Below are 24,364 nucleotides of genomic sequence, written 5' to 3'. Positions count from 1 at the left end.
GCATCTTCCTGTTTCAAACAGGCATATTTTACTGTTTTGCCAAAACACGCATTTCTCTTGCATTTTGTAAAACGGCTTCTGTAATTTTCACTCCGCCTAACATTCGTGCAAGTTCTTTTACCGATTCTTCTTCTGATAATGGGTAAATATTACTGATTGTCGAATTGGCATCACTTGTTTTTTCGATTAAATAATGCGAATCTGCCATTGCAGCAATCTGCGGCAGATGTGTGATGGCAATAACTTGTCTTTTTTTTGCAATATAAGCAAGTCGTTCTGAAACTTTCTGTGCCGTTCTTCCACTGATTCCTGTATCTATCTCATCAAAAATCAATGTCTCAATATTTTCTTCATCTGCTAAAATAGACTTGATTGCCAGCATGATTCTGGACAACTCACCACCAGATGCAATCTCATGAAGCGGTCGTACTGCCTGTCCTGGGTTTGTAGAAATCATAAAGCAGACATTATCCTTTCCTAATGCAGAATAGTGTTCTGACTGTTCAAAAGCGATTTCAAAGACAACATCTAAAAAGTTAAGATCTAACAATGCTTCTTTAATTAATTTTGTTAACGGAATCGCTGCCTCTTTACGCAAAGCAGTCAATCTCTCACACTGTATATCCAGTTTTTCCTTTACTTTAGATAATTCCCTTTTTATTTCAGAAATATACTCCTCATAATTGGAAAGTTTTTCATATTTTTCAACACTGTTATCATGATATTTCTGTATTTTCTCTATAGAATCTCCATACTTTGCTTTCAAATGATTAATCAGATTCAAGCGTTCCTCTATTTCTGCAAATTGCTCTCCATCAAATTCCATGGAATCAATATAACTGGAAAGTTCTCTGTTAAAATCATTCAGCAAAGAATCAATGGTCTGCAACTGCTCTGTTAGTCCCCTAGCCTCGGCATCAAGATTAGACACCGTATAAAGCCGTTGTACGGCCGAACCAATGAGATCACCCGCACAACCGTTTTGCCCTGCTGTCACTTCATGAACAGCCGCACAGTCAGAAAGAATTTCTTTTGCATGGGATACTTTCTGGTACTCCGTTTCAAGAGATTCATCTTCTCCAGGGCGAAGTTGCGCTTCCTCAATTTCCTGGATTTCATATTTTAAAAATTCCATCTCCCGAATTCTTTGTTCCTCTCCCATATTTTGTTCGGAAAGTTTCTTTTGAAGTTCCTGATACTCATGATATAAGGAAGCGGTCTTTTCTTTTACAGGAGCGATTACACTTCGATGATAACTATCAATAATTTTCAAATGATTCTGCGGTTTTAAAAGAAGCTGGTTCTCATGCTGTCCACTTAGGTCAAGAAGAAGCGGCGAAAGTTCTTTTAATCTGCCAATTGTAACACTGATATCATTTACCTTATTAATAACTCTGTTATTGGTAATCCTCCTTGATATAATAATCTCTCCATCTTCAAATGGAATCTCAAATTCTTCCATCTTTTTTTGGACTGCCTGGCTTTTTGTGTGAAATATCAGTTCAATAAGTGCACTGTCACAGCCATGTCTTATCATATCTTTTGGTATTTTCGCACCAAGCGCAGATTGAATCGACCCAATGAGAATCGACTTACCTGCACCTGTTTCTCCTGTAAGTATATTGAGATGATCCGTAAAATCTACCTCTGTTTCCTCAATAAGTGCCAGATTTTTAACGTGTAAATTTATGAGCATAGCACCCTCCGATGTTAACGATGTCCCTTCATAATCGTGTCAATTTCCTTCATAACTTCCTCCACCATAGGGGTTTCTTTCACCACGCACATAATCGTGTCGTCCCCGGCAATACAGCCAAGTACTCCATGAAGAGAAATAGAATCAATCGCCGCGGCACATGCCATTGCCATGCCTGGAACTGTTTTGATTACTAATATATTTTCTGCATTATCCATGTGAAGAATTCCCTCAGACAATACTCTTTTATACTTGCTGGAAACATGAATATCCTCAGTCTGAATCGGTGCATACTTCTGTTTTCCATTTGCACCGGTAACTTTTGTGAGTTTTAATTCACGAATATCCCTTGAAATCGTCCCCTGCGTCGAAGAAAATCCTGCCTCTGACAATTTTTTGGTCAGTTCTTCCTGTGTTTCTATATCATTTGTCCGAATAATCTCCAGTATTTTTTCCTGTCGTTTTCCCTTCATTCTTATCTCCACTTCTTTTTATAAAAGCTTCTCCTTTAAAATCTGCACAAAGCTGACTTCCGTTGCTTTAATAAACGGTGTTACTTCCTGTGATTTATATATCTTTACCTGATCTCCCGGAACAATGCTTAACCCTTCTCTTCCATCAAAGGAAATAATAGCCTCTTCCTTAATATTACTTCTTATCTGTTCTACTTCCACCGTAACCACATCTTCCTTGGCAAGTACAATACTTCTCGCAGTAAGAGAATGTGGGCAGATTGGGGTAATCACAAAGTTCTTACAAGTTGGATTAATAATCGGGCCGCCAGCAGACAAGTTATAGCCGGTAGAACCAGTTGGTGTACAAACAATAACACCATCTGCCCGGTAGCAGTCAATTGTTGAGCCATTAATACCCACTTTTAAACCGATAACTCTCGAAGCTCCACAACGGTTAATATTAAAGTCGTTGAGAGCGATATATGTTGCCGCTTTTTCCCCCTGCTTATACACTTCTGCTGTAAGCATGATACGATTCTCTACCTGATATTGGTCTTTTAATAATAAATCCAATGTCTTTGATAGATCAGCAAGATTCACGTCGGCAAGAAAGCCAAGTGTTCCAAGATTAATTCCAAGTAACGGAATCGTATTTCCAACAAGCATTCTTGCAGCAGCCAAAATGGTACCATCTCCACCAATAACAAGAATACATTGTGTCCCCTCTGGAATATCTATAGAAGTAACGTTTCTGTTATACTGGTCATATACGTTACATACTGCACCCATTCTTGTAATATGATGTTTGATCTGTTCTGTAATTTCAAGATTAATATCTTTTTGCTTATTTGCAATAATTAAAAAATTATTCATGCTGTCTATTTCGCCGCTTCACGATGAGACAACGACTGATGGGATGCCGCAACAACATCCGGTATCATCTCATCACTAATCTGGCTTTCCTCCGGTCTGTTTAATAAATGCAGTAAGTACTCTATATTTCCCTCTGGTCCTTTAATCGGTGAATAATCAAGATGCAGCAGTGAAAAACCAAGTGTTAAGGCAAAGTCCATAATCTGCTTTATAACATCTTCATGTACTTGTCGGTCTCTTACTACACCTTTTTTCCCTACCTTTTCTCTTCCTGCTTCAAACTGTGGTTTAATAAGACAGACAACCTGTCCATCCTCTTTTAAACACGCCTTTACTGGTGGAAGAATCTTTGTAAGAGAAATAAAGGAGACATCAATAGAAATAAAGTCGGCCAGTTCTCCAATATCTTCCGGTTTCACATAACGCATATTTGTCTTTTCCATACAAACAACACGTTCATCATTCCTGAGTTTCCAATCAAGCTGTCCTCTTCCAACGTCAACAGAAAATACTTTTACAGCTCCATTCTGAAGCATACAGTCTGTAAATCCTCCAGTAGAAGCCCCAACATCCATACAGGTTTTATCTTTTAAGGAAAAGCCGAACTGTTCTACAGCTTTCTCCAGTTTTAAGCCACCACGACTTACATAGCGAAGCGTAGAACCGTGAATCTCAATGGTTGCGGCAGCCTTCTCATCAAAGGTGCTTCCGGCCTTATCTTCTCGCTGGCCGTTTACGAAAACGACTCCTGACATGATCATCGCTTTTGCTTTCTCTCTCGACGCAGCATGTCCCTGCTCTACTAACAATACATCCAAACGTTGTTTCATTCTAATTCATCCTATCTATTATCGACTTTACAATGGAATCCGCATTGATTCCGGCTTCTTCTCTTTGCTCATTCACAGTGGCATGACCCACAAAATAATCGGAAATACCCAGAGTAAGAAGCTGATTCTTGCATACATTTTTATGGAGAAAAGCAGAAACCATCTGCCCATATCCTCCGATTAACTGATTCTCTTCTACAGTAACAATAAGTGAATATTTTTTGGACAGTACATGCAGCATCTCTTCATCCATTGGGCGAATAAAACGAACATTTACAAGCCCCGGATTATATCCCTGACTTTTAAGAAGCTGCACTGCTTTTTCACATTCTTCCATAATATTTCCTACTGCCAGGATTACGACATCTTGTCCCTCGTAAATCATTTCACTCTTTCCAAGTTCTATCGGAGCATTATATTCAGATAAACCATCATATACACTACCTCTTGGATACTTCATAGCGGTTGGTCCATTATACTCTAAGGCAAACTTCATCATTGCTGGCATTTCTTTTTCATTCTTTGGAGCCATCAATACCATATTTGGAATATGACTCAAATAAGAAATATCAAAAATTCCCTGATGTGTCTCTCCATCTGCGCCTACAAGACCGGAACGGTCAATGCCAAAAAATACAGGAAGCTTCTGGATACATACATCATGAAGGACCTGATCATATCCTCTTTGCAGAAAAGAAGAATATACCGCAAAAACCGGACGCATTCCCTGCGCAGCAAGCCCGGCCGCAAAAGTAACAGCATGTTCTTCTGCAATACCAACATCAAAAAAGCGCTTTGGATAATGCTTTTTAAAAGCTTTTAAACCTGTGCCAGATGGCATAGCCGCTGTGATTGCCACGATCTTTTTATTCTCCCTGGCTAATTCCACCAGGCTCTCAGCAAATATATCTGTGTAGGTCTTTTTCGTTTTCTTTGCTAAAACCTCTCCGGTCTCTTTATCAAATGGCCCGATTCCATGAAACTTCTCTGGATTCTTCTCGGCATACTTATATCCCATTCCCTTTCGGGTAATCGCATGAATCAAAATAGGGCCTTCGTGCTGTTTCGCTCTATTGATTGCGTGAATCAGTTCATAAATATCATGGCCGTTTACAAGTCCATAATACGTAATCCCCATATTTTCAAATAGCATTCCTGGAATAAAAAGCTGCTTGATGGAATCTTTTGATTTCTTTAATGTTCTCGCAACACTTTTTCCTACACCGGGAATATTATTTAGTGCATTTTCTACATTCTCCTTAAACTCACTGTAACTTCTTCTAGAACGCAAATCGTTTAAATAACGGCTCATTCCCCCAACATTCTCTGAAATCGACATTTTATTATCATTTAAGATAATAATCATGTTCTTCTTTTCTCTTCGAAGAATTGATAAATTATTCAGGGCTTCGTAGGCCATTCCACCAGATAAAGCGCCATCTCCGATTACCGCAGCAATGGTTTCTTCTTTTTGTTCTAAATCTCTTGCTACAGCCAGCCCTAATGCTGCTGAAATAGAGGTAGAACTGTGTCCTGTGCCAAATACATCACAGTCACTCTCACATCGCTTAGGGAAACCGCAAAGACCATCTTTTTGTCTTAAAGAAGTAAATTCGTCTTTTCTTCCTGTCAGTAACTTATGAACATAGGATTGATGCCCCACATCGTATACCACCTTATCCTCTGGAAAATGAAGACAGATATGCAGAGCCATTGTAATTTCCACTGCTCCCAAATTCGAGGCAAGATGCCCGCCAGTCTGACTGACATGATCTATGAGGAAATCTCTGATTTCCTGTGCCAGAATCGGATAAAGCTTTGGAGAAATTCTCTTTATATCATTTGGTTCTTTTATTTTATTTAATAAACGTCCCATTACGCATCCTCCGAATGGTATTTTTAATTTTTTCTTCCAACCAGATATAGAAGTAATTCACGTAAAAAAGAATTTTTATACTCTAATTCATCAAAAATCTGTAACGCTTCTCTTGTATATTGTTCTGCATCCTTTTTAGATTGCTCTATACCTTTGAATAAGACGTATGTATTTTTTCCGTTCTTTTCATCGCTTCCTGCTGGTTTTCCAATTTCTTCACTGGTACTTACTACATCGAGAATATCATCTTCTATCTGAAAAGCAATACCTACCTTGTTGGCAATCTGTTCGATCATGGATACTTCTTTCTCGGAAGCTCCTGCAAGTACTGCTCCGATCATCATCGCACATTCAATCAGCGCAGCTGTCTTATTATTATGGATATACATTAATGTATCAAAACTGATTGCCTTATTCTCCTGTTCTACATCGACAGTCTGTCCGCCAATCATACCATAAATTCCTGGTTTTCTTGTAAGAATCTGCAATGCCTTTGCTGTCTGTATATCTTTGTTTGTTCCGTCAAAAGCTTTTGCTGCTGTCTCAAATGCATAGTTTAACAGAGCATCTCCGGCTAATATCGCCATTGCCTCCCCAAACTTTATATGTGCAGTAGGCATTCCTCTTCGCAATGCATCATTATCAAGTGCTGGAAGATCATCATGTATCAACGAGTACGTATGAATCATTTCTATGGCAGCCATAAAAGGCTCGATTACAGAAGAATCCGCTCCCCCAAACATCTCATATGTCTCTGCCATAAGCATTGGGCGCAGACGCTTGCCCCCAGCTTTTACACTATAATTCATTGCAGAAAGTACTGTTTTTTGTAATCCTTTTTCTTCTGGAAGATAGAAATCAATTGTTTGTTCAATCTTCTCAATCTTCTTCGAAAGCTGTTCCTTTATGGATGGCATCATTTTGTCCCTCCTGTAAGATAATTATCTCTTTTTGTGTTTTATCTAATGTCTGAGAGCATTTATCTAAAATCTTCACTCCCTTTTTATATAAGTCCATAGAATCAGACAGGCTGATTTCTTCGGAAGAAAGCTGTTCGATAATGTCTTCTAACTGCTCGAAAGCTCCTTCAATTGAAAATTTTGTTTTTGCCATGACAAACCTCTTTATTTTTTATTCTTTTTCACTGAAACCGGCATTACCTCAGCCTGTCCATCTGAAAAAGTAATGAAAAAAGGATTCTCCTTTTCTATCTGCCCGGCAGAAGTAAGGGGATTTCCCTCTTTCGTTTGTGCAAATACATATCCGCCTCTCAGACGGGATGTTGGGGACAGGGCGGAAAGCCTGTCTACATATCTTGTAAATTGCTGCTGTCTGCTTTGATACTTATCCCGCATTGCCTGTTGCAATCTGCCTTCTAACCGCTCGTAAATGAGCTGATGACTCATCAGCTTTTTATCTGGCCGCTGTGCCTCAAGCTGCCTTTCTAACAAAGCGGTCTTCCCATACATCAGCATCAGTTTTTGCTGTAGCAGTGTCCCGAGTACTTCCTGATAGTTATGCATTCTTGTGTAAAAAGAAGTCATATCCGGAATAGCCAGTTCACAGGCTGCAGAAGGAGTTGCTGCCCGCACATCTGCACAGTAGTCAGCAATTGTCATATCAATTTCATGTCCAGTTCCTGATATGATCGGTGTGTCTGCATAATAAATCGCATCGGCAACTTCTATCTCATTAAAGGCCCATAAATCTTCGATAGAGCCTCCACCACGGCCGATAATAATAATATCAACCCCTGCTGTATCAAAATACCGAATACCTCTTGCAATCTGAGCAGCCGCACCCTCTCCCTGTACTTTTGACGGATAGAGGTACAGCTGAACCGAAGGATTTCGTCTTTTGGCAATACTTTTAATATCTTCTATTGCTGCCCCGGTAAGTGCTGTCACAATCCCAATTTTTTCTGGATAAGGCGGCAACGGCTTCTTTCTTTCAAAATCAAAATATCCTTTCTGCGCTAATTCCTGCTTTAACTGTTCATAACGAATATATAATTCTCCAGCTCCGGAGAGTTCTATCTTTCGAACATACATCTGATATGTTCCTGTCTGTTCATATACAGAAATATTACCACAAGCTTCTATAAGCTGACCATCTTCGAGATGAAACGTTAGCCCTTTATAGCGGTCCGAAGAAAACATAACACAGCGCAGTGCACTCTTTTCATCCTTTAGTGTAAAATAAATATGGCCGGAAGAATGATATTTGCAGTTAGAAACTTCTCCCTTTAAATATATTTTTTTTAAGGCATAATCGCTTTCAAAAATACGATGAATATAAGAATTAATTTGTGTGACAGAAAAAATATGCTTCATTTATAAATACCCAATCAAAAAGGCGGCAAAGAATATTGTTCCGTGCCGCCTCATTCTTCTTCAGTTATCCAGGTACAGGTCACGAATTATTCGCTATGCCAGCTTTGCAAGAACTCCATTTACAAAACGAGGAGCTTCCTCGCTGCAATAAATCTTTGCAAGCTCTACGGCTTCATTAATGGCAACTCCCGTAGGAATATTCGCATCATTTGTAATCTCATAAACTGCAAGACGCAAAATGGCAAGCTCTGGCTTTCCAAGTCTTTCAAGTCTCCAGCCCTCACAAATCGAATGAATCTGCTCATCAATCTCCGGAAGGCGTTTTAAGATACTTCCAATCTTTGTCTCGATATAGATCTGGTCTTTTCCCTCTATATCCGGTCTTTCTTCAAAGTACCATTTTATCTGCTCCTGTAATTCTTCCTGTGTATTAAATTCTACGCGAAACAGTAAAAGAAAAATAGTCTCTCTTACTTTTCTTCTAGACATCTTCATATGTCAAACCTCCGTTATCTTCCGTGTACTCTTTGTAGTCAGTCTATTCATAATCCATCTGGATTCCGGCTATGCGGATATTCACTTCAGAAACCGTAAGGCCTGTCATCGTCTCAATCGCGCTCTTTACCTTGTCCTGTACTTCCTGAGAAGTTTTTGGGATGCTTACACCGTAGCTGAGTACAAGATTCAGTATCACATCAACTTGTGTGCCAGTAATTGTTACTTTTACACCTTTGGAAAGCTTCTTCATTCCAAGCTTACTTACGATTTCATTGGTAATATTACCGGACATCTTAGCAACGCCCTCTACTTCTGTTGCTGCAAGACCAGCGATAACTGCAACTACTTCATCTGCAATCTGAACCTGTCCTACGTCTTCTATGTTATAAACCGTATGATTTATCTTTGTATCTTTTTCTTTTCCCATGGAAACCTCCTTTTGTCTACAGTCCACAGAAAACTCTCCATGAAATTTCCCACATCATTAACAGATATTGGAAAACTACATGGAAAGTCCTCACATAAAAATGTAAACAATTTTATATCGATTTATTCTATAATTATAACAGACATCTATGTTTTTGCAACAGAAATCTTTTAACTTTCTGTCGTCTGCATTTTACTTATGACAAGCTGACTGACACTATATCCTGTTTTTCTTGTAACAATATCCTCAATCTGTGCCCGGTCAGACGAGGAAAGTTCCTCATAATTTAGTACGACATCTACACTGTCCTCTCCGATAGAGACTACTGCATCTTCAAATCCTTTGGATGCCAAAAGCTGTTCCGTTGCAGATTCTTTTTCCATAATATCCGCAAGTTCAGTAAGTTTATCTACCGCTTCTTTCTTTGCATCTTCACTGACAGAAGTGCTGTTAATAATTTCATTAAGGGACTCTTTGGTTTTGGAATGTGTCTGTTCTCTCTCCATTCTGGCACCCGCTACATATTCACTTACCTGCGCCTGTGTCAGGACAGCATCCCCAATGGTCTCACTGCTTACGTCTGTCTGCGTCTCTTTTGCATTCTCTGATGAATTTTTTGAAAGACTTTTTGATACATCTTTTGAAGCCTTAGCTTTTTCCTTTATCAGGGAATCTCCATCTGAAATATCCATCGTATCAATTGTTTCCACGGAACCGGCTGTTTTTTTCGTTCCATCAGAGGATGTATTTTGCTCTGTGAAATTCAGATATCCTGCAACTGCAATCATGATTGCCAATGCCGTAATGGCAATCTGATTTTTCTGAAATACTTTCTTCATTTTGCAACCTCCATTTTTAACACTTTAATATGATTTGCCGAAACTCCAAACAATACCTGCACTGCTTCTAAAACGGATGCTTCTACCACCTTATTTCCCGCTCCTTCACAGGAAATGACAATTCCTGAAATTTCCGGCTCTAATTCTTTTATTACATAAGGGGCAGAATTTCCAGAAGAATCGGAAAGAATCGTCTCTTCCTGCTTTTTTTGATTTTTATTTACTTTTTGTGTTTCTACGCTTCTTTCTTCCTCTGTTTGTTTCTCCTCTGACAAATCTTTATTTAATACAGATTCTTTAGAAGATTTTAAGGTAATCATCACTTCTGCTTTTCCTACACCATCCACATTTTCAAGGATATGTACTAATTTATTTTCAAGTGCCTCCACATATGCATCATTCTGACTTGTCTCTATGGATTTTTCTTGTTTTTCGCTTGTTTTTGAAGAAGAATTTTTCCATTCAGAAAAATTAGCAACAAGAAGAACGATTCCCGCAATTGCTATTAAAATAATTTTCTCCATCCCAAAGTCTTTTAAACTTATCTTTTTAGGCATTTTTTTATCCATCTTCACTCCACCTCTACAAAAACATCTGATTCTTCTAAATCATAAAGCTGCATTAAAATCTTTTTTAAACTTTCTACATGTGAGGGATTGTCTGTTGTATGAAGCGTGCTGTCGCTCCCTTTTAGCAAGATTCCCCTTATCTCTATCTGTTTTAAATGTTCTTTTTTGTTATCCCACCAAAAGGTAATCTTTTTTACCTGAATATTCTTTTTCTTTGCAATTTCTTCTATCTGATTTTTATATGCTGTCTCATATTCTTTTTTTAGCACGTCTTGCATATCCTGAAATTCTTTTACATTTCCTAGTAGATTTCGTTCATTCTTCCATTCTTCCTGCAAAAAAGATACCTGGAAATACTGCTCTGTTCCTGCAAAATCAATGACAGGTTTTAACAGACACACTACAAGCAAAAATCCAGAAAAAAAACGATAATATTTTTCATATGCTGTTTTTTGCATTAAATTATCACAGATTAATAATAGAACATTCATATATAAAATTGTTTTTAACCAGCTTTTTATATATTCCATTACATCCAGCTCCTACTTTTATTTATGGTCTTTTATATTTTCACAATGCTTTATCCTATATGATTTGTGGTAAGTGTGGTAAGTGCGATAATCACAATAAATAAAACAGAAGACATACACAATACCTTTATTAACAGCAATCCACATTTCACTGCCGCACTAATACACTCTACAAAACGTTCATCCGCAATCGGCTCTAACACAACAGACAATAGGAAATAAAAAAAGACATAACATAACAGTTTTGTAAGAGGCAAAAGAAGAAAGAGAAAAAGGAATACAATGCCAGCTGCCCCTAATGCATTTTTTATAACAAGGGAAGAACCAAGTACCGTCCCTGTAACACTTTGGACAACAGATCCTGCTCCCGGAATCAATCCGATCATTTTGTTTAGTACATTATTTTTTGCCGCATCAAAAGAAGGCGCAATCATTGTTTCTAACAGATGAAATCCAAAAAAGAGAAAAAAAAGTACCTGTACACCTTTTGATAAAAAAAGAAAAAGGCCTTCACATAATCTTGAAATATTTTGCTTTTTTGAAAATCGGTTTAGTAACTCTAATAGAAGATAATATTGTAGCAACGGAAGAAAAATTTTTATACAAATCCAGTTTAAAAGCAGCACTACAATAATAAAATACTCATAAAATACAACACCTGTAGATAGATTTCCAGAAAGAGAAACTGCCAGTGTATACACAGGAAGCAGTACTTTTAGAAAAGAGGACAGAAGAATTACTGTATTTTCAAACAAGGTTGTCATTGCCGTAAAATTAGTAAAAATAATAGAAAATGTTATGAGATATGTAACAAAAAATCCACTGTCCGATACTCCATATGGTTGAAAGGAAGAAGAGATATTCGAAAATACCGCCGAAAATAAGATGACACCGATAAGCTCTGTAATAAGTATTTTCGAAGAAAAAACTTCTCTAAAAGCAATATCTATAAACCATCCTCCGATTTGCTGAAAGACTTCTGTAAACTGCATAGAAAGAATTTTTTCAAAGATAGAAGAAAAATCAGGGTACTTTTCTTCTCCAAGTTGTTCTATTTGTTTTGAGAGAGCTGTAATATCTATTTCTTCTTTTTTTGTCTGTGCCTGGAGAGTAAGTGGATGAAGATAGCAAAGAAAAAGAAAGTGTGTAAGAAATCCTATAACATATAAAAAAGTTTTCTTTTTATTTTTTCCCATTTTTTACCTACTTTCCGTTCTGGCCTTCTTTTCTATAAAAAATCATCATGTAAGTAAATGTTCGATCGTTTCAAGTAAGGAACTGATAATTGGAATACTTAATACTAAAATAGATAATTTACCGATGGTTTCTATCTGAAAAGAGATGGAGTGATAGCCAAGATCCTCACACAAATTAGACGCAATCTGGCATATATAAGCAATAGCAAGTAATTTTAATAGTATTTTAATATACATACTACTTATCGGAATTCTCTTTTGCAATGTCTGTACAAAATTTAAAACTTCTTTCAAATTAGAAGTCAGATATCCAATCAGGAATAAACAGACTGCCAAAAGAACAAGTGTACTATATTCTGGTTTAAATTGTTTTGTAACCATTGCAAGCATTGCTCCTGCAATTCCTATCAGTGCAATTTTAAAAACAAGCATCCTATCCTCTCCTATAATTGAAAAAGGCTGTATATCTCTGTAAAAAGTTCACTGATGCAGGGAATAATCCAGGAAAGCACAATAAAAAGACCTGCCAGAGAAACAAGAAATGCCTGTTCTTCCCGTCCTGAATGTTTTAGTACCTGGCCAAGTATTGTGACAAGAATTCCTACCGCTGCAATTTTAAAAATTAATTCAATTGTCATCTTTCTCTCCTTTTTCACGCTACCTGTTTCTTTTAAAAAAGCAAAATTACTGCCAATGCCCCCATACAAAGACATGAAATGAGGACTACTTTCTTCTTATTTGTATATTCTTTTTTCATCTGCAAAATTTTCTCATTTAAATATGTGGAAAGCTGCTTTATCTCTTCCCTCTGATACTCCATATCATCGGACAAAAGATTTCTTCCAGCATTTAAGAATAAATTTTGTTCTTCTTTTGAAAACTTTTCTTTCCATGTTTTTTTTAAAAGTCTTTCATAGATTGTCAAAAAGCTTTCCTCTGTATTTTTTGTTAATGTGATAGAAAGCTCAAAAAAAAATTATGCCAGCGGGTATTAGTACGGTCGCTTAACTCTCCAAATAAAATAGGCAGCGGCGTTCTTGTATTACGTATTTCCGATTCAAGAATCCGATATAATAAATCCCCTTCTTCTAAGAGGCGGATATGTTCTGCAGCAGGCTCCATCAATTTCATTCCAAAAAGATAGGCTGCAATTAGTACCAGACTACCTCCCAATATTTTTACCATAAAATTTTTTCTCCCTTTTCTTTGATTTTTTATTTTTCTTACTTTCTCTGCTGCTCTTTTACTTTTATAAGTATAGATTATCTGTTTTTTGTTATTTATTTCTGTATCCCATCCTGATTATATATCGTTATTATTCGTTCTCTATCTTCCTTCTTACTTAAAAATACATATCGTTCAAAAGGATATTTTTTTAAATATTCCCCCAATACCGGGCGTGCAAAAATATCCTGCATCGAATTTCCATGTACTGTCATTAATAAACGACAGCCACAATTTCGTACATATGCCATTGCCTTAATATCTTTTTCTCCGCCAATTTCATCCGCGGCAAGAATTTCCGGTGTCATAGTACGGAGCATCATTAGCATTCCCGCCGCTTTTGGACAGTGATCCATTAAATCTGTTCGGTTTCCCAAATAAAATCCAATTCCTTCTCGGGTGCGGTTTCCAATCTCACTCCGCTCGTCTACAACAGCTACATTCTTTCCTGTAATTGTGTCTGTTCCATCAGAAAGCAGGCGGATTATGTCCCGCAAATACGTTGTTTTTCCACAGCCTGGCGGTGAGATTAGAAGTGTGTGACAAAATGTGTTTCCTTCAAAAAGTTTTGGTACAATGCACTCTGCGCATCCAATGACTTCTCTTGCTACACGAAGATTGATTGAAGAAATATGTTTTATCTGCGGCTTTTCTTCCCCCCTGTAATAATATTTGCCACATAAGCCTGCCCGGTGTCCTCCTTTTAAAGTAATAAATCCTTCCCCGATTTCTTCTGTGTAAGCAAAAACAGAATACTGGCTGATTTTTTCAAAGATAAGTTTTAGTTGTTCCGGCGATAAAATCCAATTATCCTCTTCTTTTGCTATAGCTCTTCTTTTTTCCGCAGCTTCTTCTTTTTTTAAAAAATAGTTTTCCTGCGTTGTCTCAATCAAAACCGGAAGATCTGCTCGCAGACGGATTTCTGTTAGATTTTTAAAAGTTACGCTTTCTTCTATTCGCTGCCTTAATTTTTGTGGAAAAATCTGAAGCAGTTCCTCTCGGTATAGCTTCTGCTGCACCTATTTCCTCCTTTCTAAAACGGCTATATAAAAATTCAAGAATGCCCCGGCATACATGCTCCTTCCCCTTTTTGAAATTGATCATATAGCAGGTTTTTATAAAACAAAAATCTTAATGAAGTATCCAGCAATGGAATTAACGAGGATTCTCGCTTAATTCCCTGAGAATTTTGTTATCTGTAATACAATTTCCTTACACAAAAAAAACAGCCTGTTTCTTATAATATATGAAACAGGCTGTAAGATATGTTATCTTTTCTTTTTATAATTTAATTATGAATTTAGTTGTACAATAAGGAAACTCTTCCTGCTATACAATGATTCCTTTATACCACAGGCGATATTTAGATCGCATTTTACAACTACAGAGTCTATTGATAAACACCTCTTGTTGTTCTTTCCTTTGGTTTGAAACCAGCAGCACGTAAGGCATCTATGATTTTCTTCTTATGATTATGTCCAAATGCTTCCATTGTGATCGTAAGCTCTACAGAACTGTTACGGTTTACGCTGACAAACTGATTGTGCTCAAGCTTGATAACATTACCCTGTACATCTGCGATAACTTTAGATACTTTATTAAGCTGTCCTGGTACATCCGGCAGTAAAACCGACACGGTAAAGATTCTGGAACGCTGGATAAGACCGTTTTGTACAACAGAAGCTAATGTGATGATATCCATATTTCCACCGCTTAAGATAGAAACAACTTTCTTTCCTTCTGGTTTTAAATGTTTTAAAGCAGCTACTGTAAGAAGTCCGGAGTTTTCAACAAGCATTTTATGGTTCTCTAAAATATCAAGGAACGCAACGATTAACTCGTCATCTTCGATGGTGATAATATCATCTAAATTCTCCTGGAGATATGGGAAAATAGTTTCGCCTGGTGTCTTTACAGCAGTACCGTCTGCGATTGTATTGACTCCCTTTAATGTTACTGGATGTCCTGCTTTTAAAGATTCCTGAAGGCAGTTTGCTCCGGCTGGCTCTACACCGATGACTTTAATCTTTGGATTTAACATCTTAGCAAGAGTTGAAACACCAGTAGAAAGTCCACCACCGCCAACTGGTACTAAAATCATATCTACGGTAGGAAGTTCTTTTACAATTTCCATTGCAATAGAACCCTGACCAGTTGCTACTTCTAAATCATCGAATGGATGAACAAAAGTATATCCATGTTCTGCTGCTAACTCTTTTGCTTTTTCGCAGGCTTCATCGTATACGTTACCATGAAGAACAACTTCTGCTCCAAGTTCCTTTGTACGGTTTACCTTTAATAAAGGTGTTGTTGTAGGCATAACAACGATTGCCGGTGCACCAAACTTTCTTGCGGCATATGCTACACCCTGTGCATGGTTTCCAGCAGAAGCTGTGATAAGACCTTTTGCTTTTTCTTCATCACTTAATGTACTGATTTTATAATATGCTCCACGAATCTTGTATGCTCCTGTGAGCTGAAGATTCTCTGGTTTAAAATAAACTTTGTTTCCTGTCATCTGTGAGAAGAAGTCACTTTGTACAAGGTTTGTTGGCAGAACAACTTCCTGCACTCGCTCGTACGCTTCTTCGAACTTGTCTAATGATAATTTTTCCATCATTATATGCATTCCTCCATTATATTCTTCTTGCATTTTTATAATTATATCGCAATTATATAATTATGAATAGTTTTTTTCATTCTTTTTTCCTGTCTGCAGTTGTTTGAAATTATAATTATTGTCAATATACAAAAAATTTATTATTGTTAATTTTTATATATTAACAATTTTTTATTCTTCGTCTTCTGCTGGTTTTTCAAAGAGTGCATTTACAAAAGAATCAGCATCAAACTTTTGTAAATCTTCGATTTTCTCTCCGATTCCAATATATTTTACTGGAATTCCAAGCTCTGCCTGAATTGCGATGGCAATACCACCTTTGGCTGTTCCGTCAAGCTTTGTAAGTACGATACCGGAAATATCAGATACTTCTTTAAACTGTTTTGCCTGCACTAAAGCATTCTGACCTGTTGTTCCGTCAAGAACGATTAATGTTTCAAGGTAAGCTTCTGGAAATTCTCTTTCAATGACTCTTCGAATCTTTGAAAGCTCATTCATAAGGTTCTTCTTATTATGAAGACGTCCGGCAGTATCGCATAAAAGAACATCTGCATGTCTTGACTTTGCTGCCTGGCAGGCATCATAAATAACTGCTGCCGGATCAGAACCTTCCTGCTGTGCAATAATGTCAACACCAGCTCTGTTAGACCACTCTGTAAGCTGCTCAATCGCTGCTGCACGGAAAGTATCCGCTGCTGCCATAATAACCTTTTTATTCTGTGATTTCAGCTGTGCAGCAAGCTTTCCAATTGTTGTTGTTTTTCCAACACCGTTTACACCAATCACAAGAACGACTGAAGTACGGTTCTCATATTCGTAAGCTGTCTCATCAACTTCCATCTGCTTTTTAATAATATCAATTAAAAGCTGACGACACTCAGCAGGCTCTTTAATATGTTCCTCTTTTACCCTTTCCTGTAAATCTTCAATAATATTCATTGTCGTATCTACACCCAGGTCACCCATAATCAGAATCTCTTCTAATTCCTCATAGAAATCATCATCAATTTTTGAGAATCCATGAAAAATTGAATCAAGACCTGAAGCAATGTTCTTTCTTGTTTTGGTCAGTCCGCTAACCAGTCGGCTGAAAAATCCTTTCTTTTCTCCCATAACTACTCCTTTTTAATTTAAATCTTTGTCAATCAAATCAACAGAAATCAATGTGGAAATACCCTTCTCCTGCATTGTGATTCCATACAGGGCATCTGCCGCATTCATTGTTCCTCTTCGATGTGTGATGACGATAAACTGTGTGTCTTTCGAGAGTTTCTTTAAATATTTGGAAAAACGCACGATATTGGCATCATCAAGTGCAGCCTCAATCTCGTCAAGAAGACAGAATGGAGATGGCTTTAAGTTCTGAATGGCAAATAATAGTGCAATCGCTGTCAACGCTCTCTCTCCACCAGAAAGCAGCATAATATTTTGCAGTTTCTTTCCCGGCGGCTGTGCGATAATTCGAATGCCACATTCTAAAATATTCTCGTTATCCATCAGTTCAAGAGAAGCAGTACCTCCCTCAAATAAATCTTGGAAAACCGTCGTAAACATCTGCTGAATATTACCAAATTCCTTTGTAAACTGTTCTTTCATGGCAGTATTTAATTCCTCAATCATTGTTAGAAGTTTGGCTTCTGCTTCTTTGATATCATCATACTGGCCTCGTAAGAACTCGTATCTCTCGCCAACCTCTTTGTATTCTTCAATGGCGTTGATATTGATATTTCCAAGTTCTTTAATCTGTCTTTGCAGTTCTTTTTTCTGTTTACGCTGTTCGGCAGCTTCCTCTGCTTTTACCTCGTAATGCTTCAAAGTAAATGCCTGATTATATGTAATCTCATAAGTTTCCCACATATAGTCAATCTTACTTTCAAAATCTTCTTTCATGCGCTCTTGCTTAGAAGATAACTTAGCAGCTTCTTTTTCAAGAATCAACAGCTTTTCATTCTCACTCTCTAATTCCTGAAAAATCTGATTCTGCTTTTTCATTGCTGTGGAACGCTGCTGCTTTAATTCTTCGAGATTGGTGGAAATTCCATCCATCTGTATTGTAATCTCCTGCAAAGCTGCTTTCAATGTCTTTTGTTCTTCCTCATAGGAAATATTTTCTTCGGTAAGGCGTTTAATTTCTTTTTTATTTTCCTCTAGAGAGTTCTTGATATTCTCTATTTCTTTTTCAATACGTTGCTTATTACTACGCAGATAATCTAATTCCTGACGCATTTTTGAAAGCGAAATTCTCTGCTCGTTCTTCTCGGATTCCAGTTTAGAAACTTCGGCTCTTATTTCAGAAAGCTGTTCTTTTAAGGAATCAAGTACCGTATTGTTCTGCTCATGAATCTGTTCATTGTCTTCCTGTTCTTTTAACAGTGCCTCTTTCTGAGAACGAATTTCATCAATTTGTTCTTTTAAAATCTGATGTTCTTCTTTTAATGATGTAATTCTTTCAGAAAGTTCTTCTTTTTTGGCATCCATATCAGGAATCTGATTACTCAGGTCATGAAGTAAAAGCGATGCTGCATCCAGTTTGGCCTTCCTTTGCTGTTTTTGTTCCTCTAATTTCTGCTGTCCTGCTTTTAATTCCGAAAGAGCTTCCTTTCTCTCTTCCCAGGCAGCCTTCGCCTTTCTTAAAGAATCTTTGCACTCTTCAATCTCACGCTTTCGACCGAGAAGATTGCCAGAATGCCGGAACACTCCACCAGTAATTGCTCCACCAGGATTTAACAGTTCACCATCAAGTGTAACAAGACGAAGACTGAAGTTATTCTTTCTCGAAAGAGAAAGAGCATGGTCTACCGTATCTACAACAACAGTTCTTCCGAGCAAAGAATCTACTAACGCCTGAAAACGTTCCTCTACCTTCACAAGTGTACTGGCAATACCAATAACACCTTCATCTTGTAAAACAGATGGGGAAATTGTGCTGTTTCTTCTTCGGATATTTGTAAGCGGTAAAAAGGTTGCCCGGCCAAAACGATTCTTCTTTAAAAAGTTAATCATCTTTTTAGCAGTCTCATTATCCTCAGTAACAATGTTCTGTAACGCACCACCAAGCGCAATTTCAATGGCGGTCTCGTACTTTTCCGGAAGTGCTAAAATATCCGCTACTACACCGATGATGCCCGGATTGGCATTCTTTTGCTCCATGATACGGCGGATAGACTGATTATACCCATCATACCGCTCCGTAATATTCATCAATGTCTCATAGCGGGACTTCGTACGAAGGTATTCTTGATTTAAGTTCCCCATCTCGTCCTGATATTTCTGTTCTTTTTCCTGAAGATGTTTTTCCCTTTTCTCAAGTTCCTGATACAGATTTTCCTGCTTTTCAAAGGCCTCTTTTGCTGCATCCTGCTGTTTGAGCAGTTCTTCCGCTGTTTCGTTATATTCCTTTAATTCGGAGTTAAAAGAAATATAGCGACTGTTATATTCAGCATTACGAATCTCTAACTGTTCTTCCATTGCCGCATAACGGCTCAGTTTTTCCTTTGTGTCAGAACTGGTGTTCATAATCGAAAAGAGACGGTCATTCTCCCCGGAAATCTTCTTCTCGCAAGCTTCCTGTTCTTTTCTTTTTGTAAGAATGGACTCTTCTAACTCTTCTAACTTCTTTTGTCCGTTACTGATTTCCTGTTTTTTTTGAACAGTTTCTTTTTTTAATACCTCGATTTCCGCTGTTTTTGTGTCTTTTTTTTCATCACTCTGTTTTTCTAACTCTTCATAATGTGTAATTAAAAGAGTGTTCGATTCTACTTTATGAGAAAGTAAAAGAATCTCATTATCTTTCGTCTCTTTTTTCCGGCGAAGCTCTTCTTTTTCTGATTCCTTTGTCTCAAGACTTTCTGTAACTGCCTGCGTCTGATCCTGAAGCTTTCCATTCTTTTCCTTAATCTTTTCGTATATCTTTCTCGTATCCTCTAAATCTCCGGAAACGATTTTGTACTGGCGCTCATTTTCCTCCTGCTCTTTTTTCAGTCGTTCATAATCATAAAGGAAAAGATGAATATCAATATCTTTTTCTTCATCACGAAGTTTTAAATATTCCTTTGCCTTCGCACTTTGTTTTTCTAACGGACCGACCTGTTTTTCAAGCTCAGCCAGAATGTCGGTAACACGCTCTAAGTTTTGGCGTTCCTGCTCTAAGGATTTCTCAGTAACCGTACGATTCTTTTTATATTTGGCAATTCCAGCTGCCTCATCAAATAGTTCTCGGCTGTCTTCAATCTTGCCACTTAAGATTTTTTCCACCTGGCCTTGTCCGATAATCGAATAGCCCTCTTTACCAATACCAGTATCGTAAAAAAGCTCCACGATATCTCTTCTTCGACAGGAACTTCCGTTAATGAGATACTCACTCTCTCCAGAACGATATACTCGTCTTGCCACCATCACTTCCTCATAATCAAGAGGAATAATACGGTTTGCATTTTCAAAAGTAATCGCCACATAAGCAAATCCCATCGGTCTCCTGCTTTGTGTACCGGAGAAAATAACATCTTCCATCTTCGAACCTCGAAGCTGTCTGGCACTCTGCTCACCTAAAACCCAGCGCACCGCATCTCCGATATTACTCTTTCCACTTCCGTTCGGGCCTACAATACCTGTAATTCCCTGTGGAAACTCAAACACGATCTTATTGGCAAAGGACTTAAATCCATTAATTTCGATACTTTTTAAATACATACTACCTCCGCCGCTTTTTTAACAACAGTATCGTCTGATAAGCGGCAATCTGCTCTGCTCCCTTTTTTGTCTTTCCTTTACCGATAGCATATGTCTTACCACCGATTTTGGCTTCAACGGTAAACTCTTTATTATGGTCTGGACCTGCTTCTCTTGTAAGGACATACTCAAGACGTGGATCAGGACCTGCCTGCACCATCTCCTGCAAAATCGTTTTCGCATCATAAAATAAGGATTTATCTTCTACATCTTTTAACAGATGTGTATGAATAAATGTTCTCGCTCTATCCATTCCGCCGTCTAAATAAATCGCTCCGATCAATGCCTCAAATGCATCGGAAAGAATAGAATCTCTTTCTCTTCCACCCGTTGCATCCTCTCCTCTGCTTAAAAGAAGATATTTGCCAAGTTCTACATCTCTTGCACAGATAGCTAAGGTATACTCACATACGAGACTGGAACGAAGCTTTGTAAGACGGCCCTCATTATAACCTGGATATTCTCTGAATACATAATCAGAAATGGTAACCTCTAACACAGCATCTCCCAAAAATTCCAGACGCTCATTATTTGCCTTCCTTCGTCCTCTCTGCTCATTCGCATAGGAACTATGTGTCATTGCCAGTGCTAATGTACGCTTATTTGTAAAAGTATAACCTATCTTTTCTTCTAATCCTTTAAATCTCTCTGTCCGAATCATTACTGCTCGCCTGCCTTCTCTTCTTTTGCCTGTGCCATTTCTTCTGCAAGATGCGCTACAATCTTTTCATTAATACGCTGCTCTTTAAAAGTAACACACTGGAAAATGGCAGTCTTTGTCTCTTTTGCCTTTGCACTTCCATGAATCTTTACAACAAGTCCCTTTAAACCAAGAAGTGGTGCTCCGCCGTACTCTGTTGCATCAAATGTCTTTAACGTATCTTTTAAAGCAGGTTTTACTAAAAGACCACCAATCTTACTTCTTGTTGTGGACATCATTCCTTCTTTAATTACATGAATCAATGTGCTGGCAAGACCTTCCTCAAGCTTTAAGATGACATTACCAACAAACGCTTCTGTTACGATAACATCTGCCTCACCCTTTGGAATATCTCTTGCTTCAATACTTCCGATAAAATTAATATTCTTACATGCCTTTAATAAAGGATAGGTTTCCTTTACAAGTGCATTACCTTTTGCCTCTTCTGCACCAATATTTACAATAGCAACACGAGGATTCTTTACACCGACAACGTCCTCCATATAAATAGAACCCATCTGTGCAAACTGTAAAAGATGTTCTGGACGGGCATCGACATTCGCACCGCAGTCAATTAAAAGCGAAACCCCTTTGGCTGTTGGAGTAAGAGGGGCAAGAGGAGCTCTCTTTACTCCTTTTCCCTTTCCAATTAAGACCTGTCCACCAACAAGAATCGCTCCTGAACTTCCGGCAGAAACAATGGCATCGCACTCGCCGCTCTTTACAGACTTAATCGCAACAACTAAAGAAGAATCTTTCTTCTTCTTAATTGCCATTGCAGGAGCTTCATTACAACTAATCTCCTCCGTTGTATGAGTAATCCCAATCTGTTCCTTATTATAAGTATATTTATTAAGTTCCGTCTCAATCTTATCTTTATCACCAAATAGACGAAGCTTAATATCTGCTCTTTCGTTAATCGCCTCAATCGCACCTTTGATAATCTCTGCGGGTGCGTTATCTCCACCCATCGCGTCAATTGCGATTACGTTCTTATATTCCATAAAAGGCTCCTTTCCTTTAAGAAAGTACTCTCGGAAAATCATTTTACAAAAACCTTCCGAGAATACTTTGCAATTTTATTGTAAGTTTTATCATATAATAAAGTCACAGACTAGAGTAACACAATTGGGAGAAGATTTCAAGAATGCAGATTACTATTTAATTCATTAAGAGACAGACACCTGAGAAGAAAACCGATACCCTATAGTTGTGGTCTCGGAGCAAGATTTAGATGCGAGTGCATAAAGCGAGCATTTAAACTGCAGCGACTAATGTCACAAACAAATATAGGGTATCGGTTCTCTTCCCGCCTGTCTTTAGGTGGATTTTGTTTGAATTAAATTTAATTTCATAACATGAATTTTTCCTGATTCATTTTTCTTTTGATGAATACAGCGCTGTCCTACAAAGTGTATTTCTGGATTCTTTGTTACTTCTATTAAATTTTCAAGATATGTTTCACCTGTTACGAAATCTTCTTCTTCCTTTGCCATATGTACAGCAATCATAGAACTTGACAGTTTTCCGCAAAGATGAACAACGCTATTTGAAAGGAACTTCTCTATTTCTTTTAAAAGCATGAATGTAGCCATTCCACTACACTCTTTAAAACACTTTTCTCCAACCATATCCATTGTTGCTGTTGGTTCTGCTAAAGAAATGATTCGGCAGCCTGCCTGGATGACAGCTTTGATATATTCTGCTTCTTCTAATACAATCTTTTTCAATATTTTCTCAAGCTTTTCTGGTTCCGTTTGCATTGCCAGATACAGTTTCATAGGATCAATCAAGGCTGCTAATATAGAAAACGGAGCTTCTGCTTCAAGGATAAGAGGCTTTTCTTTTAATTTCTTTGTAACCTCTATGATAGTTTTAATACGTTTGTCTTGCATAAGAGTAAACTGTTCTGGTTTTATTTCTTCTAACCTAGAAAAAGGATAATCTCCTGTTGTCCAGTAATTTTCTCTTTTTATAACATCAGCTCCAAGAACTGCGCCTTCAAGGTTCTGAACAAGAGGTAATATAATTTCTTTCCGATTTTCTGCCTTTTTCCATGCAAGCAGAACTTTAGCCATCTCTTCTTCATTTGAAAGAATTGATAAATCTTTTTCCCATAGCCATCGGGGCATCGTTCTTTTGTCGTCTCCATTGCATTTCCATATTTGTCCCATTCTCGCACTCTCCTTAGAAGCAAAAAATCTTATTAGGATAATAAAAAAGGATACTGTAAAGTACCCTTCCTTAAGTGATGTTATTAAAACGTGGGCAAGAGGATTCGAACCCCCGACCTTTTGGTCCGTAGCCAAACGCTCTATCCAGCTGAGCTATGCCCACAAATTATTAAGATATGCCGGCGATCGGAATCGAACCGATACGGGAGTATAAGTCCCGCAGGATTTTAAGTCCTGTGCGTCTGCCAGTTCCGCCACGCCGGCACAAATGGGACCTACAGGACTTGAACCTGTGACCCTCTGCTTGTAAGGCAGATGCTCTCCCAGCTGAGCTAAGATCCCATGTAAGTAGCGGGAATAGGATTTGAACCTACGACACCACGGGTATGAACCGTGTGCTCTAGCCAACTGAGCTATCCCGCCATAAATATATATTAAAAATGGAACTACAAGGTGGGTAGAGGGATTCGAACCCTCGGCCTCCAGAGCCACAATCTGGCGCGCTAACCAACTGCGCCACACCCACCATAAATCAGAACCATCTGAAACGTGCCTGAAGGGATTCGAACCCCCGACCCACGGCTTAGAAGGCCGTTGCTCTATCCAGCTGAGCTACAGACACATAAGCGGGTGATGGGAATCGAACCCACGTATCTAGCTTGGAAGGCTAGTGTTCTACCATTGAACTACACCCGCAGATATCGGGGTGACAGGATTCGAACCTGCGGCCTCTTGATCCCAAATCAAGCGCTCTAGCCAAGCTGAGCCACACCCCGATATAGAAAGTATGATTAAA

Annotated in this window: 23 protein-coding genes, 8 tRNA genes and 1 pseudogene; all 32 read right to left on the bottom strand. The window is 38.1% G+C overall.

The annotated features are described in order from the left end of the window. Positions 1-28: 28 nt before the first annotated feature. A complete protein-coding gene (gene recN / locus EUBHAL_RS00750; protein WP_005343583.1) occupies positions 29-1,696 on the bottom strand; it encodes a DNA repair protein RecN in 1,668 nt (555 codons plus the stop codon). Between the two features lie 14 nt (positions 1,697-1,710). Further along, a complete protein-coding gene (argR, locus tag EUBHAL_RS00745) occupies positions 1,711-2,169 on the bottom strand; it encodes an arginine repressor (RefSeq protein ID WP_005343581.1) in 459 nt (152 codons plus the stop codon). A gap of 18 nt (positions 2,170-2,187) precedes the next feature. Next, positions 2,188-3,024 carry an NAD(+)/NADH kinase gene (locus tag EUBHAL_RS00740; RefSeq protein ID WP_005343579.1) on the bottom strand — a complete coding sequence of 279 codons (837 nt, stop codon included), beginning with the start codon at positions 3,022-3,024 and terminating at the stop codon, positions 2,188-2,190. Positions 3,025-3,029: 5 nt separating this feature from the next. Then, a complete protein-coding gene (locus tag EUBHAL_RS00735; protein WP_005343577.1) occupies positions 3,030-3,854 on the bottom strand; it encodes a TlyA family RNA methyltransferase in 825 nt (274 codons plus the stop codon). Position 3,855: 1 nt separating this feature from the next. Further along, positions 3,856-5,730 (bottom strand): 1-deoxy-D-xylulose-5-phosphate synthase, encoded by a 1,875-nt coding sequence (gene dxs, locus EUBHAL_RS00730; RefSeq protein WP_005343575.1) that lies wholly within the window; start codon positions 5,728-5,730, stop codon positions 3,856-3,858. Between the two features lie 23 nt (positions 5,731-5,753). Further along, positions 5,754-6,647: a polyprenyl synthetase family protein gene (locus EUBHAL_RS00725; protein ID WP_005343573.1), complete on the bottom strand. Its 894-nt coding sequence runs from the start codon at positions 6,645-6,647 to the stop codon at positions 5,754-5,756. Then, positions 6,610-6,843 (bottom strand): exodeoxyribonuclease VII small subunit, encoded by a 234-nt coding sequence (gene xseB, locus EUBHAL_RS00720; protein ID WP_005343571.1) that lies wholly within the window; start codon positions 6,841-6,843, stop codon positions 6,610-6,612. Before xseB ends, EUBHAL_RS00725 begins: the two co-directional genes overlap by 38 nt. An 11-nt stretch (positions 6,844-6,854) precedes the next feature. Further along, positions 6,855-8,063 carry an exodeoxyribonuclease VII large subunit gene (xseA, locus tag EUBHAL_RS00715; RefSeq protein ID WP_005343569.1) on the bottom strand — a complete coding sequence of 403 codons (1,209 nt, stop codon included), beginning with the start codon at positions 8,061-8,063 and terminating at the stop codon, positions 6,855-6,857. Positions 8,064-8,156: 93 nt separating this feature from the next. After that, positions 8,157-8,552 carry a transcription antitermination factor NusB gene (gene nusB, locus EUBHAL_RS00710; protein ID WP_044921261.1) on the bottom strand — a complete coding sequence of 132 codons (396 nt, stop codon included), beginning with the start codon at positions 8,550-8,552 and terminating at the stop codon, positions 8,157-8,159. Positions 8,553-8,601: 49 nt separating this feature from the next. Then, the gene (locus EUBHAL_RS00705; RefSeq protein WP_005343565.1) at positions 8,602-8,988 is read right to left on the bottom strand and encodes an Asp23/Gls24 family envelope stress response protein; all 387 of its coding nucleotides are present in this window, start codon (positions 8,986-8,988) and stop codon (positions 8,602-8,604) included. Positions 8,989-9,158: 170 nt separating this feature from the next. Then, positions 9,159-9,827, bottom strand: coding sequence for a SpoIIIAH-like family protein (locus EUBHAL_RS00700; protein ID WP_005343562.1), 669 nt, complete (start codon positions 9,825-9,827; stop codon positions 9,159-9,161). Continuing rightward, complete coding sequence (locus EUBHAL_RS00695) at positions 9,824-10,396, bottom strand: hypothetical protein (protein ID WP_044921241.1); 573 nt, start codon at positions 10,394-10,396, stop codon at positions 9,824-9,826. Before EUBHAL_RS00695 ends, EUBHAL_RS00700 begins: the two co-directional genes overlap by 4 nt. Before the next feature lie 2 nt (positions 10,397-10,398). Further along, positions 10,399-10,926, bottom strand: coding sequence for a stage III sporulation protein AF (locus EUBHAL_RS00690; protein WP_005343560.1), 528 nt, complete (start codon positions 10,924-10,926; stop codon positions 10,399-10,401). A gap of 50 nt (positions 10,927-10,976) precedes the next feature. After that, a complete protein-coding gene (locus tag EUBHAL_RS00685) occupies positions 10,977-12,122 on the bottom strand; it encodes a stage III sporulation protein AE (protein ID WP_005343559.1) in 1,146 nt (381 codons plus the stop codon). 45 nt (positions 12,123-12,167) lie between these two features. Further along, positions 12,168-12,554 carry a SpoIIIAC/SpoIIIAD family protein gene (locus EUBHAL_RS00680; protein ID WP_005343558.1) on the bottom strand — a complete coding sequence of 129 codons (387 nt, stop codon included), beginning with the start codon at positions 12,552-12,554 and terminating at the stop codon, positions 12,168-12,170. Positions 12,555-12,565: 11 nt separating this feature from the next. Then, the gene (spoIIIAC, locus tag EUBHAL_RS00675; RefSeq protein ID WP_044921239.1) at positions 12,566-12,760 is read right to left on the bottom strand and encodes a stage III sporulation protein AC; all 195 of its coding nucleotides are present in this window, start codon (positions 12,758-12,760) and stop codon (positions 12,566-12,568) included. Positions 12,761-12,792: 32 nt separating this feature from the next. Continuing rightward, a pseudogene (locus tag EUBHAL_RS16060) lies at positions 12,793-13,244 on the bottom strand (stage III sporulation protein AB). 158 nt (positions 13,245-13,402) lie between these two features. After that, positions 13,403-14,365 carry a hypothetical protein gene (locus EUBHAL_RS00660; RefSeq protein ID WP_005343550.1) on the bottom strand — a complete coding sequence of 321 codons (963 nt, stop codon included), beginning with the start codon at positions 14,363-14,365 and terminating at the stop codon, positions 13,403-13,405. A 371-nt stretch (positions 14,366-14,736) separates the two neighbouring features. Beyond that, a complete protein-coding gene (gene ilvA, locus EUBHAL_RS00655) occupies positions 14,737-15,963 on the bottom strand; it encodes a threonine ammonia-lyase (RefSeq protein WP_334290868.1) in 1,227 nt (408 codons plus the stop codon). Positions 15,964-16,137: 174 nt separating this feature from the next. Then, a complete protein-coding gene (gene ftsY, locus EUBHAL_RS00650; RefSeq protein ID WP_005343547.1) occupies positions 16,138-17,079 on the bottom strand; it encodes a signal recognition particle-docking protein FtsY in 942 nt (313 codons plus the stop codon). Between the two features lie 12 nt (positions 17,080-17,091). After that, positions 17,092-20,655, bottom strand: a complete 3,564-nt coding sequence (gene smc, locus EUBHAL_RS00645; RefSeq protein ID WP_005343545.1) for a chromosome segregation protein SMC — start codon at positions 20,653-20,655, stop codon at positions 17,092-17,094. Position 20,656: 1 nt separating this feature from the next. Then, positions 20,657-21,355, bottom strand: coding sequence for a ribonuclease III (gene rnc, locus EUBHAL_RS00640; protein WP_005343543.1), 699 nt, complete (start codon positions 21,353-21,355; stop codon positions 20,657-20,659). Continuing rightward, positions 21,355-22,398: a phosphate acyltransferase PlsX gene (gene plsX / locus EUBHAL_RS00635; RefSeq protein ID WP_022169634.1), complete on the bottom strand. Its 1,044-nt coding sequence runs from the start codon at positions 22,396-22,398 to the stop codon at positions 21,355-21,357. Before plsX ends, rnc begins: the two co-directional genes overlap by 1 nt. A 315-nt stretch (positions 22,399-22,713) precedes the next feature. After that, complete coding sequence (locus EUBHAL_RS00630) at positions 22,714-23,568, bottom strand: uroporphyrinogen decarboxylase family protein (RefSeq protein WP_044921235.1); 855 nt, start codon at positions 23,566-23,568, stop codon at positions 22,714-22,716. An 89-nt stretch (positions 23,569-23,657) separates the two neighbouring features. Next, a tRNA-Arg gene (locus EUBHAL_RS00625) sits at positions 23,658-23,731 on the bottom strand. Positions 23,732-23,745: 14 nt separating this feature from the next. Beyond that, positions 23,746-23,832 (bottom strand) — tRNA-Leu (locus EUBHAL_RS00620). Positions 23,833-23,837: 5 nt separating this feature from the next. Continuing rightward, positions 23,838-23,910: transfer RNA gene (locus EUBHAL_RS00615), tRNA-Val, on the bottom strand. 7 nt (positions 23,911-23,917) lie between these two features. Next, a tRNA-Met gene (locus EUBHAL_RS00610) sits at positions 23,918-23,991 on the bottom strand. 29 nt (positions 23,992-24,020) lie between these two features. Then, positions 24,021-24,094: transfer RNA gene (locus EUBHAL_RS00605), tRNA-His, on the bottom strand. Between the two features lie 22 nt (positions 24,095-24,116). Next, a tRNA-Arg gene (locus EUBHAL_RS00600) sits at positions 24,117-24,190 on the bottom strand. 3 nt (positions 24,191-24,193) lie between these two features. Beyond that, positions 24,194-24,264 (bottom strand) — tRNA-Gly (locus EUBHAL_RS00595). 5 nt (positions 24,265-24,269) lie between these two features. After that, positions 24,270-24,344: transfer RNA gene (locus EUBHAL_RS00590), tRNA-Pro, on the bottom strand. Between the last annotated feature and the right edge of the window lie 20 nt (positions 24,345-24,364).

This window comes from Anaerobutyricum hallii DSM 3353 (genome assembly GCF_000173975.1).
Classification (GTDB): domain Bacteria; phylum Bacillota; class Clostridia; order Lachnospirales; family Lachnospiraceae; genus Anaerobutyricum; species Anaerobutyricum hallii.
Note: the sequence above shows the minus strand (reverse complement) of the source record. Positions and strands in the feature narration are given on the sequence as shown.

What these genes read in the sequence shown, in the direction of transcription:
- EUBHAL_RS00630 (WP_044921235.1), bottom strand. Translation starts at nt 23,568, where the DNA reads ATGGGACAAATATGGAAATGCAATGGAGACGACAAAAGAACGATGCCC.
- xseA (WP_005343569.1), bottom strand. Translation starts at nt 8,063, where the DNA reads ATGAAGCATATTTTTTCTGTCACACAAATTAATTCTTATATTCATCGT.
- dxs (WP_005343575.1), bottom strand. Translation starts at nt 5,730, where the DNA reads ATGGGACGTTTATTAAATAAAATAAAAGAACCAAATGATATAAAGAGA.
- plsX (WP_022169634.1), bottom strand. Translation starts at nt 22,398, where the DNA reads ATGGAATATAAGAACGTAATCGCAATTGACGCGATGGGTGGAGATAAC.
- EUBHAL_RS00690 (WP_005343560.1), bottom strand. Translation starts at nt 10,926, where the DNA reads ATGGAATATATAAAAAGCTGGTTAAAAACAATTTTATATATGAATGTT.
- rnc (WP_005343543.1), bottom strand. Translation starts at nt 21,355, where the DNA reads ATGATTCGGACAGAGAGATTTAAAGGATTAGAAGAAAAGATAGGTTAT.
- EUBHAL_RS00735 (WP_005343577.1), bottom strand. Translation starts at nt 3,854, where the DNA reads ATGAAACAACGTTTGGATGTATTGTTAGTAGAGCAGGGACATGCTGCG.
- argR (WP_005343581.1), bottom strand. Translation starts at nt 2,169, where the DNA reads ATGAAGGGAAAACGACAGGAAAAAATACTGGAGATTATTCGGACAAAT.
- EUBHAL_RS00740 (WP_005343579.1), bottom strand. Translation starts at nt 3,024, where the DNA reads ATGAATAATTTTTTAATTATTGCAAATAAGCAAAAAGATATTAATCTT.
- spoIIIAC (WP_044921239.1), bottom strand. Translation starts at nt 12,760, where the DNA reads ATGACAATTGAATTAATTTTTAAAATTGCAGCGGTAGGAATTCTTGTC.
- nusB (WP_044921261.1), bottom strand. Translation starts at nt 8,552, where the DNA reads ATGTCTAGAAGAAAAGTAAGAGAGACTATTTTTCTTTTACTGTTTCGC.
- smc (WP_005343545.1), bottom strand. Translation starts at nt 20,655, where the DNA reads ATGTATTTAAAAAGTATCGAAATTAATGGATTTAAGTCCTTTGCCAAT.
- xseB (WP_005343571.1), bottom strand. Translation starts at nt 6,843, where the DNA reads ATGGCAAAAACAAAATTTTCAATTGAAGGAGCTTTCGAGCAGTTAGAA.
- ftsY (WP_005343547.1), bottom strand. Translation starts at nt 17,079, where the DNA reads ATGGGAGAAAAGAAAGGATTTTTCAGCCGACTGGTTAGCGGACTGACC.
- EUBHAL_RS00685 (WP_005343559.1), bottom strand. Translation starts at nt 12,122, where the DNA reads ATGGGAAAAAATAAAAAGAAAACTTTTTTATATGTTATAGGATTTCTT.
- EUBHAL_RS00695 (WP_044921241.1), bottom strand. Translation starts at nt 10,396, where the DNA reads ATGGATAAAAAAATGCCTAAAAAGATAAGTTTAAAAGACTTTGGGATG.
- EUBHAL_RS00700 (WP_005343562.1), bottom strand. Translation starts at nt 9,827, where the DNA reads ATGAAGAAAGTATTTCAGAAAAATCAGATTGCCATTACGGCATTGGCA.
- EUBHAL_RS00680 (WP_005343558.1), bottom strand. Translation starts at nt 12,554, where the DNA reads ATGCTTGTTTTTAAAATTGCACTGATAGGAATTGCAGGAGCAATGCTT.
- recN (WP_005343583.1), bottom strand. Translation starts at nt 1,696, where the DNA reads ATGCTCATAAATTTACACGTTAAAAATCTGGCACTTATTGAGGAAACA.
- EUBHAL_RS00705 (WP_005343565.1), bottom strand. Translation starts at nt 8,988, where the DNA reads ATGGGAAAAGAAAAAGATACAAAGATAAATCATACGGTTTATAACATA.
- EUBHAL_RS00725 (WP_005343573.1), bottom strand. Translation starts at nt 6,647, where the DNA reads ATGCCATCCATAAAGGAACAGCTTTCGAAGAAGATTGAGAAGATTGAA.
- ilvA (WP_334290868.1), bottom strand. Translation starts at nt 15,963, where the DNA reads ATGGAAAAATTATCATTAGACAAGTTCGAAGAAGCGTACGAGCGAGTG.